A 13,298-nucleotide genomic window follows, 5' to 3' on the forward strand; every position below is an offset into this window, starting at 1 on the left:
AAAAAATACTTTAGAGGGTATGGGCACTACGTAGAACTGTGATGAGCGAAACAACGCAACTCCGCGTGATGGACTTCGATTGTCCGAGCTGTGCAAGCACCGTCGAACGCGCCCTCGCGAATCAGGACGGCGTCGAAAATGTTGAAGTTCACTACGCGACTGGCCGGGTCGAGATTGAGTACGACGACAACGTCGCCGATCCCGCCACGTTCGAACAGACGATCGAGAACCAGGGCTACACGCCCCAGCCCACCTGAGGAGAAAAGCCATGGATACCCAATCAGTCAAACAGTACTATCGCAAACACCGGCAGGCCATCATCGTCGCGGTGAGTGGCCTGCTGTACGCCGGCGGCTGGACGCTCGGCTACGTTTCGGCCTTCGACACGGCGAGCGCTGCGATCTTGATCCTCGTGGCGATCGTCGGCGGCTACGACATCGCTAAAACCGCCTACCACGAGGTCACCAACCGGACACTCGGCATCAAGACGCTGGTGACGCTGGCCGCCATCGGTGCCATCGTCATCGGAGAGTACTGGGAGGCCGCAGCCGTCATCTTCCTGTTCAGCCTCGGCAGCTACCTCGAGGGGCGGACCATGCGGAAGACTCGGACGGCACTCCAAGAGCTGCTGGAGATGACGCCCGACACGGCGACCGTCCGGCGCGACGGGGAACTCCAGGAGATTCCCGCCCGTGAGGTCGAAGAGGGCGAAGTCGTCGTCGTAAAGCCGGGCGGAAAGATTCCGGTCGACGGTGACGTCGTCGACGGCGAGAGTGCAGTCAACCAGGCGCCGGTCACCGGCGAGAGTGCGCCCGTCCACAAGGCTGACGGCGACGAGGTCTACGCCGGGACGGTCAACCAGGAGGGCGCACTAGAAATCCGGACGACGGGTGCGGGCTCGGACACGACGCTCGAACGTATCATCCGTCGCGTCGAGGAGGCCCAAGAGGCCCAGTCGCCCACGGAGAGTCTCATCGACCGGTTCGCGAAGTACTACACCCCAGCCGTCATCGCGTTAGCAATTGGCGCGTATGCAATCACGCAGAACGCGATCCTGTCGCTGACCCTGTTGGTCATCGGCTGTCCGGGCGCGCTAGTCATCGGGCCGCCGGTCAGCATCGTCTCGGCCATCGGCAACGCCGCCCGTTCGGGCGTCCTGATGAAGGGCGGCGAACACCTCGAACGCGCTGGCAAGATCGACCTCGTCGCCTTCGACAAAACGGGGACGCTCACGAAGGGCGAGAGCACCGTCGCCGACGTCGAGGGGTTCGGCGTTGTTGATGACGAGGTCCTCTCGCTCGCGGCGACCGCCGAGAAGAAGAGCGAACACCACCTCGCCGACGCCATCGTCGACACGGCCCGCGAGCGCCCGACTGCTGCGACGGACGGTGGGGCGACGGTCGCCCAGGCGGACAATACGGACGCCAGCCTCCAGTCGATTTCCGATCCGGACGATTTCGACGTGGTCGCTGGTAAGGGCGTTATCGCCCATACCGATGGCCACGAAGTTGTCGTCGGCAACCGCGCACTGCTGGACGACCGCGACATCGACGTCCCCAGTCGGATCGCCGACTACGTCCGCGAGCGTGAGGAGCGCGGCGAAACGGTCGTCCACGTCATCCGAGATGGGGACATCATCGGCGCAATCGCGCTGCGGGACGAACTCCGGGAGGCCGCTCCTGGCGTCGTTGCGGCGCTTCAGGACGCCGGCATCGAGACGGTGATGCTGACCGGCGACAACGAGCGGACGGCCGCCGCCGTCGCCGAGGAGGTCGGCATCGACGACTACCGCGCCGAGCTGCTCCCCGAGGATAAGCAGTCCACTATCGAGGAGCTTCAGACCGACGGCCACGTCGTCGCAATGGTCGGCGACGGTATCAACGACGCACCATCGTTAGCAACTGCCGACGTCGGCATCGCGATGGGTGCCGCCGGGACGGACACCGCCATCGAGACCGCCGACATGGCGCTGATGGCCGACGACCTCGAACGCATCCCCTACGCGGTCAAACTGAGCAAAGCGACGCGCTGGAACGTCCTCGAGAACGTCGGGCTCGCGGTGCTGACCGTAATCGTCCTCCTCGCAGGCGTGCTGACCAGCTACGTCACCCTCGCCGCTGGGATGCTGGTCCACGAAGCTAGCGTCCTCGCAGTCATCCTAAACGGGATGCGACTGCTTCGCTACTGACTACTGGACACGAACTCCATTACACGCATGACAACAGATTCGACTGCGACCGACGGAACCGAGCATAGCACGAACTGGCAGGTCAACTACGACGTTGCCCCGATCGAGATTCGCGACCCTGTCGCGGAAGCTCTCGGCGTCCTTGAACCGGGCGATCCGTTCGTCATCACCTACAGAGACGCGGTGAAAGAGGCGGGACACTCCTGCCCGACAGCCTCGGGCGCTTACCGGATCGTCCAGCTCGGCCTCGACGCGCTGTACGCCGACGAGCATCCGGTCCGGAGCGAGATCGAGGTGCAGGCGGCCGGTCCGCGAGACGATGCCGCGTACGGCGTGATGAGTCGCATCATCTCGTTTGTGACCGGTGCGACCGAAGACGACGGCTTCGGTGGACTCGCCGGCGGCTACGGTGGGCGCCGTGATCTCCTGCGTTTCGACGCGTTCGACTCGGAGACGCCGGACCCGACGTTCCGTTTCCGACGAACCGATACGGACGATACCGTCGCCGTAACGTACCACGTCGGAGACGTCCCTGACGGGGGACCGGCAATCGGGAATCTCCAGGGGATCCTCGATGGGTCAGCCAGTGACCAGCAACGGGAGGCCTTCGCTGACGCATGGCATCGCCGCGTCCAAGTCGTCCTGGCGGACGACTCGCTGTTCACTGTAGAACCCGTCTAGACACGGCGTCAACCACGGTACGACAGTCGGCCAGGATTTCGCCGTCGGGCTATCACACTTCCATATGCTCCTCGACGAACCAGTGGATGATGTGGCCCTCCGCTCGGTGCAACACGTCGCTACACGTCGCGTTCGCGATGTCGAGTGCCGCAGCCACCTCGCCTAATGTCGATTCCCGTGGTGTCCGGTAGTAGCCTGCTTCGACAGCAGCCAGAAGCACCTCTTGCTGTCGGTCCGTGAGCAACTGGTCTGCTTGGCTCGCGTCGATTTCGCGAACAGATTCGATCGTGAAGCCGATGCCTAAATCCTCGAGGTGATCGCCGAGACTCGAGAGCCGCCTCGTCGATGTCGTCACCTCCCACGTAGCGACACCGTTCTGAATATCGAAGGGCATTCTGAGTGGAACACCGGCTCGCAGGACCGGGAGAAGTGGAAGTGGGTTCACCGTCTTTATCTGGAGGAGCGCCTCGTCTTCGTGCTTCCAGAGTAGCTCGAGGTCCTCGATGTCGTCACGGGATTGAATGTCGGTAATGAGTGGAAGTGGGTCAGCGGTCTTGAGCCTGACAAGCCCGATACCGGTCCCTTCGCCAGGAATACTCGTGACGACTTGAAACACCACCTCCGGATGAGCAGCCGAGAGATCTCCGATCCAGGTATGGTCGGGGATATCTATGGAAAGTTTCGCGTGTGGCATCGTCTGTAGCGTACCTACTATTTCGCTCATTATACCGAGTTATACGAATATGTTAGGGTGCGCCTCAATTTCTCGCGCTGATCACTAACCAGCCGAGGCGTGTACGGACATGTAATGTCGGAACTCCGCGAACGCGTGGCTAGCAGCCCGGGAGCGAAATTTCCCGATGTCCAGATTTCTGTCGCCAGATCGCTGGCCTGCGTCACGCTCAACGGGGCGGTTACGGTGGATCGTACCTCGTCCACGCCGTCGAAACTGGGGGTGTATGTTCAGTAATGGTCGACGTGAGCGAGTGGATCACGGACAATGCTCGGCTCGTTATTGCGGTCATGGTCGTCGCGTCCGCGGTGGTCGCCGCCGGAGTGCCGATGGTCGACCGATCGACGTCCCTCGACCAGTTCCAGACCGACGCCGACGAAGCCGATGCGCTCGATTACGTCGACGCGAACTTCTCGAGCGGGTCGACGGATACGACCTCAGCACAGGTCATCGTCCGGGACGACAACGTCCTCGATAAGGACACCCTCGTTTCTATTCTCGAATACGAACGGGCGCTCGAGACCAACGAAACAGTCAACGAGACCCTCGTCGAGAACGACTCCACGCGAAGCGTCGCGAACCTCGTCGCGACCACCTCGATCCGGGAAGACCGGGCCGCCGAGCTCCAGACCCGCGAACGTGAATTAACCAGGACAGAGGCGAGCCTTGCGGAGGCCATCGATTCGCTCGCGAACAACCCGAACGCGAGTGTTCGCCCCGCGTTCGAGGCCGTCGACGCCAACACGTCGGTGACCCTCACCGAGGCGGACTACCGGCTGTTCGCGGACGCTGTCGAGGAGCGACGCGCGCAAGACGAGACCGGTGAGAGTACGGGGAACGTCACGAAACAGATTCTCGCGGACGAGTACGCAACGCTCGCCGAGGACAGAAACGAGCTGGAGAGCCTCGACCCAACTCTCGAGACGCAGATCGAGGAACTCCGGTCGCTAAACGACTCCGAAGTCGAGGCTCTCGTCGCGGACGTACTTTCCAGTGAATCGGACCGGTCGGCACGCGCGCTTGCCTTCATGCCCGACTACTACGAGCCGGGATCGACGGAGACGAACGCGACTCTGCTCGTCGTGACCCACGAGTCCGCAGGCGGATCGTTCGCACCCGGTGACGCACCCGAGGAGATCGAGGACGCACAGGCCACGATGACGGACCTGGCGCCGGACGACGACTCGATGGCCGTCCTGGTCTACGGTGACGGTGTCGTCTCGACGGAGATCACGGACTCGATGATCGACAGCGTCCTCCTGGTCGGTCCACTGGCGATCGCGTTCGTCTTGCTCGTTCTCGTGGTCGTCTACCGGGACCTGCTGGACATCCTGCTCGGTCTCCTGGGGATCGCGCTCGTGCTCGTGTGGACGTTCGGTGCGATGGGGTGGTTCGACATCGCGTTCAGCCAGCCGTTCATCGTCGTCCTCGTCCTGTTGATCGGCCTCTCTATCGACTACGGCCTCCACGTCGTGATGCGTTATCGGGAGGCTCGCGAGTCGAGCGAGACGTCGCCCAGTCGCGCGATGGCTGTCGCACTCGGGAGCGTCGGTGTCGCACTCGTCTACGTCACCACGACGACAGTCATCGGCTTCCTCTCGAACCTTACGAGCCCGCTCGGGGTGTTCCGCGAACTCGGCGTCGTCAGCGCTATCGGCATCGTGGCCACGCTGCTCGTCTTCGGCCTGCTCGTTCCGGCGCTGAAAGTCGAACTCGACGAGCTCCTCGAACGCCGTGGGATCGACCGCCTGAAACCAGCTGTCGGAACGGGTGGCGGGCCGGTCAGTCGCGTCCTAGGTACGGGGGCGACGCTCGCGACGAAGGCCCCCTACGTCGTCATCGCCGTCGCGCTCCTCGTCAGCGCGACGGGTGCGTACGGGGCGACAGGTATCGACGCGAGCTTCGAGCAGTCGGATTTCCTCGCGGAAGATCCCGACGACTGGTTGAAAGACCTCCCCGATCCGATCGCGCCCGGGACGTACACGGCAGAGAGGGCGATCGACACGCTCGACCGTGACTTCGTCAGACAGGACACCACAGCCACGATACTCGTCAGGGGCGACGTGACTGATCCCGTGACACTCGACCGGCTCGACGCCGCACGCACGAACGCGAGCGACATGTCGGCGACGGAGACGTACGCCGACGGAGAGCCCGCGGTGACCGACCCGATCACGGTGATGGACCGCGTCGCGGCGGACAACGCGTCGTTCAACCGGACGCTAGCGGCAGCCGACACCGACGGCGACGGCGTCCCTGACGAGAACGTGACTGCCGTCTACGACGAACTGTATCGGGTGGCACCCGAGGAAGCGGCCGACGTCGTCCACAGGGAGGACGGCGAGTATCGGGCTGTCCGGATGGTCGTGACCGTCGACAGTGGCGTCGACGACGACGTCGTCCACGACCAGATGGGGTGGGTTGCCGACGACGCCGACGGGGAGGGCGTTTCCGTCATCGCGACCGGCGACGTGATCGTTAACCAGATCACGGCCGACCAACTCGCGGAGACGGCGCTCCTGAGTCTCGTCGTCGCGCTGCTCTCGGTCGTCGTCGTCCTCGCGGTCGCTTACCGGCTCACCGAGGGGAGCGCATCACTCGGCGTCGTCACGATCGTCCCCGTTGCGTTCACCCTGACGTGGGTGCTCGGGACGATGGCGCTGCTGGACATCCCGTTCAACATCGTCACCGGCATGATCACCGGGCTCACGATCGGGCTCGGCGTCGACTACAGCCTCCACATTAGCGAGCGATTCAACCAGGAGCTAGCCGGGGCTGAGACGGTTGCCGCGGCGCTCCACGAGACCGTCACCGGGACCGGCGGTGCGTTACTCTCGAGTGCGGCGACGACCGCCAGCGGGTTCGCTGTGCTGCTCGTCGCGATCCTCCCGTTCCTGCAGTCGTTCGGCCTCATCACCGCGCTGACGATCGTGTTCGCGTTCCTCGCCAGCGTGTTCGTCCTCCCGAGCTTGCTCGTCGTCTGGGCACGGGTGGTGAATCGAGATTCCGGACTGAGGGAATCCACCACCGGTACGGCGACAGAATCACCCGATAGCACAGCTGAAGGCAAGGCTGACGTGACGCGAACGGTTCACCGCTCCTACCTCTCCCCCGACCAGGTGGTTCCAGTGACTGTCTCGCTCCGGAACGTTCGCGATCGGATGATACTCAGGGAATCAGTCGATGGCGAGATCGGCAATATCGACCTCTCTCCCGAACCAGTTGCCGTAGACCGGGATGACGGAACCATCACAGTGTACTGGAACATCGCTGATTCGGTGGTCGACGCGAGCCTCGAGTACACGGTCGAACTCCCCGCGGAAGCAGCGGATGGCGATGTAGTCACGTTTGAGGGGACCGTCGAAAGCAGTGACTGCCGATGGTCGGTCGGTGGAGACGAGACGGCCACTGTCGTTGAGGATATCTTCCAACGCGTGCTTGAGCGTGGTGCAGTCACTGCCGCGGACATCGAGGTCGCTATCGAGCGTGACGATATCACTCCCAAAGAAGTCGCACGTCTTCGCCGTGCTTGGCTCAAAGGGGACTGAGTCCGGTAGTATCACTCGACGTCAACGGTTTCCAGTCGCTCGCGGATTACGCTCTTGGCCGGCAGGGATTTTTCGTGTTGTTCTTCCGAATGTCGTTTACCTGTGCGGTGGTCCTTCTTCATCCGCAACCCAATCAGCAACACATAGCTGAGGTTGCAGGTATGCGTCCCGACACTCGTTAATCTCCCTCTCGAATACCGTCTGCGACATACTGTACTCAACTACTGAAAGGGGAAACCTGGTCGAAGAGGATGCGATCTGTGGTTACGTACTCTTCAAGCACGGTTGGAGCGAACAGGTGCGGCGGTGGATATATCGGCGCTTGGATGGTAGTGTAACTTGTATGACTTCAGACCGCGTCATCGACCTGCTTCAGAAGGCCTACGGGGACGAGATGGAGACAGTGATGAACTACCAGACGAACGCGATCGTTCTGGACGGAGTTCGTGCCGAAGAGATCAAGCAGAGCCTCCAGCAAGACATCCAAGAGGAACTGACCCACGCCCAGCAACTTGGCAACCGTCTCAAGCAACTGGATGCCCGACCGCCCAGCTCGGCAGAGTTTACCGCTCGGCAGGACTCGCTGCAACCCCCCGAGGATTCGACCGACGTGCTTTCGGTAATCCGAGGTGTCCTCGACGCTGAAGAGGACGCTATCGAGACATATCGGTCGATCATCGATGCTGCTGAGGACGCTGACGATCCGGTCACCGAAGATCTCGCCGTGACAATTCTCGCCGATGAGGAAGCCCACCGAACCGAATTCCGGGGCTTCGAAAAGGAGTATCAAGACGACTGATCTCCCTCGTCAGGGAGCGTAACGCGCACAATATCGTCCAACACGAAATGGGCGGGAATGTAACCGGTCCGAGTACTCAAGCGGCAGTTGCTTCACGATCCATTTTGTTAGTCTTTCGTGCTCTCCAGTAGAGGTACGTGAGCACGACGATGAGCGCCCCTTGGAGTATTTTATCCACATACCCGAGCGTCGTGAATTCGCCGGCATTCGCTACGTACCAGAGTGGGAACTGAACTGCCGTATAGACGATCCCAACTATATAGAGAAGAGATCGCCGATAGTCTAAGAGGAACAATACGGCGGCACCGAGGAACCCGACTCCTGCGAGCGAAACGGGAATCCGTCCTTCGACAAATCCGGCGTACACGTGGATAACTCCCGTTATCAGGACGAGCAATATCGCAAGCCAGTGGGTTGTGGTAAGTGAGTCTGTCTCGGTGTAGCTGCTAACTGTTTGTCCCATGGGCATTAAACATACTGCGAGCAATTATACTCTACCTCGAACATTTTCGCCACATCCTCAAATTACAGGGACATCGGCGGGTCGATGTCCATCCGTACGAGTTCCAGTGCGAACAGCGCCGTCGCCACTACAATAGAAGCCGCCCCGATCAGAACCAGTACTGGTGGTAGATTGAGATAGATCTCCGAGAGGATACTGGTGCATGAGAAGTCCGACGAGTGCCAAGAGCGAAATCCAACGAGCGCGACCCTGACGTACGGGCAACCACAGAAGCAGTACCCCGAAGACAACAACTGGCCATCGACATAGTTATTAGGTGAATTGAGGGAAGGATATCGCTGAAAAAGTGTAGTCTCTGAATTGTCTCAGCGTATCCGACCACGAGACGCCAACTAAGTACGAATATATTCGATATACTCTATGATATCCGTAGGAATCCCTTTCGGGCCTGCCTCCGTATATGTAACTATGGCACGCCACCCGATTCGGTTCACTCCCTTTCACCTCGCAGGTGCGCTGTTCCTACTCGCCGGTCTCGTATTAGCTGTCTATCACGGCCTCGAGCAGTTCAATCTCGTCCCGCGGGTCGGCTGGGTTTCGTGGAGTCACATTCACTTCGTGACGATCGGCGGCTTCACGCAGCTCCTATTCGGAATGCTCCCCCAGCTTACGGCTCGAAAACTCGAGCGTCCACTGCCCTCGAAGTACTACGACTGGCTGAACTTCGTCGGATTGAACGGTGGATTTCTCCTGCTGTGGTACGGGCGTGGATGGGGTCACACGTGGGCGTTCGATGGCGGACTCATCGCGATCTGGCTCCTCGTCGCCGGGTTGCTGATAGTGATGTTGCGGATGGTTATGCAAAGCGATCTGGCGTGGAACGCGACGACTGGACTGTATCTGGTGTCAGTCTTCGTGTTCCTGTGGGGGATCACGTACGCGTACGGCCTGTTTGCCCACGTCTGGCAGGTTCCCGGCGGCTGGCTCGGCTTGCGCGAAGCGCACGTCCACGCTAACGCGTGGGGCTTTCTCGGGCTCGCGGCCATCGGCACGCTCTACGACCTCTTTCCCCGCCTGCTTGGTACCGATCTCTACAGTGAGAGGTTACGGGACTACTCGGCGTGGTTCTTCGTCGCCGGCATCTTTCCGCTGATTACCGGCCCCTGGGTCGGGATGGGGCGGACAGTCACGGCGACCGGGTTGGTCCTCTTCGCGACGGGATTTGCACTGTACCTGTACAACCTCGTCCAGACGTATCGATCGACAGACTCCCGATCGGGTATCGCGTTGTCAGTTCTGGTAGCCCAGTTCTGGATGCTCGGGCCGGCGGGATTCGCACCGTTCGTACTCTTCGGCGTCGAGTGGGTGAATCCGGCGTATATCGAAGACGGCGCACTCCACTTCTTCTTCGTAGGATGGGCGCTCCCGATCGCACTCGCCGGCTTGCTGCTCTACTTTCGGAATCTCCCTGCCCTGAGCGAAGGGGGGTTGGGGGGCAGTACCTCCGTTGATGCGTCTGATCCCCTCCCAGATGGAGTCATCCCGTCGGTGATCTCGACGTGGATGGTCTGGGTGTGGAACATCGCAATCTTGGTGGTTGGCGTCGGCTTCTTCTACCAGGATCAGTCGTGGTCGGCGTATTTCTTCGGTCCCGGATACACCGCTCTTGTCATCCTGTGGCTCTATGAACTGGCACAGGCGTTCCGCTTGCGTTGGGCTCTCCGGACTGAATCCGAGACGACTACCGATACGAGGGTCTGATACATGGAACAGCAGGCCTACCACGGCCACTCGTCACGTTCATCCGGGAGGGTATCCAACCATGATAGCATGGGAGCTGATCCGACCCCTGTGTGTACCCACTGGACTGAAACATGACGCTGTACGATTGCATTGCGGACCTCCCGTTGACAATATCGGGTTCGGACCGGACCAGTCGTCGTCGAGAGATGGTGGGCGAAACGACTCGCGTCACTTCAACGTTCGTCCTGCTGGCGGAAGATGAATTCGGCGCTGGCGAAGACATCACTCACGAGGCTGTCGACCACGAAGCGTTGCCAGATACACTACCGTTCGATTTTGCAGGCGAATATACGTTCGATGAGTTCTCACAATCGCTCGAAGCCGTCGACCTCTTTCCGACGAAGTCACCCAAGCGCGAGGCCTCGCGGGCGTATCGACGCTGGGCACTCGAAAGTGCCGCACTCGACCTGGCCCTCAAACAAAACGACACGACACTGGCGTCACGCTTCGGTCGGGAGCGCTCACCGGTTCGATTCGTTGTCAGTACTCCAGTCCCGGATGGGGATACGACTCGAGTCGAAGGGATACTCGCAGTCAACCCCACATGCGAGTTCGCGCTTGAGCCGACGGATGAATGGACCGCGGACACCTTCGCGAGACTCGCGGAGACCGACGCAGTCCGCGTACTCGATTTGAACGGCCAGTCCGGCGGAGACGGCGACAGTCAAGCACCGAATCCCGAGTTCTATCGCCGGGTTTTCGAGACGCTCCCCGATGCCATCGTAGCAGATCCTGTCGTCTCCGACGATGTACACGACCTGCTCGCGGCGAATTCGGATCGTCTCTCGTTGGGTGCGTCTGTCCGCAGCACAGCCGACATCCGTGACGCGCCGTTCGAGCCGAGCTGGTGTCGTATCGTCCCCTCGCGATTCGGAACCGTCCGGTCGCTTCTCGAGACTATCGAGTACTGTGCAGAGCAGGATATCAGTATGTACGGCGGCGGGCAGTGCGAGCTCTGTGTCGGACGCGGGCATATCCAATTGCTCGCATCACTGTTCTACCCTGATGGACCAAATGATGTCGCGCCGCGGGCGTACAACAAGCCAACGATTAGAGCGGACCTGATCTCAAGTCCCCTCGAACCACCCGAGGCCCCGACCGGGATGGAGTGGAAGCAACTCGAATTTGAGTAGCGGGCAACGTGTCGAAGAGTTCAGCCGCGTACCGGTAGAGCGCATTTACCTCACTCTATATCTTTCACGGCGTTCTTGTATCGAGTAATCCAGCAAACCGAACGGTACGTAAGTTCTCTGTACTGACCAGTCAGATGAGTTCTTGAGCGAGTCCTGTCCAGTGTTTCGTAGTGTCTCAGACTCGTGATTCTCGGCGAGCAGTCTTTCGGAGAATTGCCCGGCAATCATACACTCAGTGGCCTGTATACGATTCGACGCCGCTGTACGAGCGAAGCTCGCTCGACGGGCTGGAATCAGATATCAGAATCGTCTCGCAGACCTGGTTCAGACACGACCGCCATGAGTCGATCGAGAACTTCGTTTGTGCACTTCCGCTGGCGTATTTCGAATTCGGTACGCACGACCGCTACGGGGGGTCGACTCACTACGAGATGGACACGCTCTTTCGTGTATTCTTGCTGAAAGAGCTCCACGGATGGGCCCACGAAACCGCACTGATCGAGTATCTCGAGTGCCGTCCAGCACTCTGCGACCAACTGGATCTGGAGACAGTGCCGGACCAATCGACGCTGTGGCGTAGTTGGCACAAACGGTTTCCTGACGAGTTTCGCAGTACAGTCGAGACAGCCGCGCGCACTATCCTTGTCAAAGCTCAGAACGCGGATGTCGCTGTTCCACGCGAACCAGAGCGGCGTCTTCCGTCTCACGATGCGGAAGAGGACGAATTAGAGCTAGAGGATCAAGCTGTCCTCAACGAAGCGGAAACGATCACGGAGCATGTCAGCCGTATCGTCTTCCCGGCGCTTTCGCTGGATCGTGGGGACGGCTGTGAAATCCACGAGAACGCCTACTGGGACTTACAGACGTACCTGGGGCTTCGCGAGAGATTGGCTGCTAATGAAGGGGCTCGCAGTTTCGTCTACGAATCGACTCGGGATCGGACGCCGTTGGGCCACGCCCACCGAGAGCATATTCGTGATCTTTCAGTATCAGGGATCCGCAAGATGTACCGACAGGCCGTCAACAGGCTCCTAAGCGAAGTCGCGGAGACGGAGCAATTCTTTCGAGCTGGCATCGTCGCTATTGACATCACCGAAGCTGACCCGTTCACCGGTGATAGAACGGGCTATGAAGACGAGATCATCGGCACGAAAGAGAAGACCGACGAGTACGCCTACCAGTGGGCTACCATCCAGTTAGTTGGTAATGCAGTTCCGATTGTACTGGACGTGCGGCCAGTTCAGAAGGGAGAGTCCCGCCTAGAAATCGTCAAGGACCTCTTGGATTCTGCTGAGGAGATGGTACACGTCGATAACGTGCTGATGGATCGGGAGTTCGACAGTCAGCACGTCCTAGAGATGCTCAGCCAGCGTGGCTTGTCGTATGTCGTGCCCAAGCGGATGCAGACCAGCGAGAAAGCCCAGGCGAAGCGATTGCTCCAGCGGGACCAGGATCGGTACGAGACTGACCGCAAACTACATCTCGGGAAGAATGAGTGGCACGAGACGACGCTAATCTATCGTCGAAAAGAAGACTCAGAGCACGACGACCATCGACAATATTCGGTGTTCATGACGAATTGCGGGAGTGGTCACCTCACGGAGTACGGCTATCGCTGGGAGATCGAGAGTGGGTACAGGTCGATCAAACGGTTCATGGCGGCGACGACGTCGAAGGATTTTGGGCTTCGCTTCTTTTACTTCGCGTTTGCGTGTCTGCTGTACTCGATCTGGCGCGCTGTTGATTTGCTGGTACAGGTCGAGTTGACCGGTGAGTATGAACATTCGCCGATCGTAACGGCCGACAACACGCTTACGCTGTTGAAGAAGGAAACCGGCATCGGATAGCGAAGATATCTAACCGTGGTAGCGCGATGTCTGAGTGGCTACACTACCCGCGGTCTCGGAAACATCCCGGATGAGTTGACTATCCAACTATAACGTCCGGCCA

The 13,298-nt window shown here is 60.1% G+C and carries 10 protein-coding genes; 8 read left to right on the plus strand and 2 right to left on the minus strand.

The features are described from left to right. Positions 1-41 precede the first annotated feature (41 nt). Genes EI982_RS00420 through EI982_RS00430 form a run of 3 tightly spaced genes read left to right on the plus strand, consistent with a single transcriptional unit; the run spans position 42 to position 2,869 of the window. The gene (locus EI982_RS00420) at positions 42-257 is read left to right on the plus strand and encodes a heavy-metal-associated domain-containing protein (protein ID WP_123124705.1); all 216 of its coding nucleotides are present in this window, start codon (positions 42-44) and stop codon (positions 255-257) included. A gap of 11 nt (positions 258-268) precedes the next feature. Beyond that, entirely contained in the window at positions 269-2,188 is a 1,920-nt protein-coding gene (locus tag EI982_RS00425) for a heavy metal translocating P-type ATPase (protein ID WP_123124704.1), read from the plus strand. Between the two features lie 27 nt (positions 2,189-2,215). Continuing rightward, the gene (locus tag EI982_RS00430) at positions 2,216-2,869 is read left to right on the plus strand and encodes a hypothetical protein (RefSeq protein ID WP_123124703.1); all 654 of its coding nucleotides are present in this window, start codon (positions 2,216-2,218) and stop codon (positions 2,867-2,869) included. Positions 2,870-2,921: 52 nt separating this feature from the next. On the opposite strand, the gene EI982_RS00435 is transcribed toward EI982_RS00430, so the two are convergent. Further along, positions 2,922-3,593 carry a helix-turn-helix domain-containing protein gene (locus EI982_RS00435; protein ID WP_199710322.1) on the minus strand — a complete coding sequence of 224 codons (672 nt, stop codon included), beginning with the start codon at positions 3,591-3,593 and terminating at the stop codon, positions 2,922-2,924. 245 nt (positions 3,594-3,838) lie between these two features. Here EI982_RS00435 and EI982_RS00440 point away from each other — a divergent pair, with 245 nt between their 5' ends. Beyond that, positions 3,839-7,150 carry an efflux RND transporter permease subunit gene (locus EI982_RS00440; RefSeq protein WP_217635363.1) on the plus strand — a complete coding sequence of 1,104 codons (3,312 nt, stop codon included), beginning with the start codon at positions 3,839-3,841 and terminating at the stop codon, positions 7,148-7,150. Between the two features lie 343 nt (positions 7,151-7,493). Further along, a complete protein-coding gene (locus tag EI982_RS00445) occupies positions 7,494-7,949 on the plus strand; it encodes a ferritin-like domain-containing protein (protein ID WP_058984753.1) in 456 nt (151 codons plus the stop codon). A gap of 76 nt (positions 7,950-8,025) precedes the next feature. Here the strand turns inward: EI982_RS00445 and EI982_RS00450 are convergent, their stop codons facing one another. Further along, positions 8,026-8,412 carry a DUF7475 family protein gene (locus EI982_RS00450; protein ID WP_089767471.1) on the minus strand — a complete coding sequence of 129 codons (387 nt, stop codon included), beginning with the start codon at positions 8,410-8,412 and terminating at the stop codon, positions 8,026-8,028. 468 nt (positions 8,413-8,880) lie between these two features. Here EI982_RS00450 and EI982_RS00455 point away from each other — a divergent pair, with 468 nt between their 5' ends. The 3 genes from EI982_RS00455 (at position 8,881) to EI982_RS00465 (ending at position 13,195) form a co-directional block, all read left to right on the plus strand. Beyond that, complete coding sequence (locus EI982_RS00455; protein WP_089767360.1) at positions 8,881-10,173, plus strand: hypothetical protein; 1,293 nt, start codon at positions 8,881-8,883, stop codon at positions 10,171-10,173. 113 nt (positions 10,174-10,286) lie between these two features. Next, a complete protein-coding gene (locus EI982_RS00460) occupies positions 10,287-11,348 on the plus strand; it encodes an enolase-like domain-containing protein (protein ID WP_089767361.1) in 1,062 nt (353 codons plus the stop codon). 170 nt (positions 11,349-11,518) lie between these two features. Then, on the plus strand, positions 11,519-13,195 hold the full coding sequence (locus EI982_RS00465; RefSeq protein WP_123124701.1) for a transposase: 1,677 nt from the start codon (positions 11,519-11,521) through the stop codon (positions 13,193-13,195). Positions 13,196-13,298 lie beyond the last annotated feature (103 nt).

This window comes from Haloplanus salinarum (genome assembly GCF_009762275.1).
In the GTDB taxonomy this organism is placed as follows: domain Archaea; phylum Halobacteriota; class Halobacteria; order Halobacteriales; family Haloferacaceae; genus Haloplanus; species Haloplanus salinarum.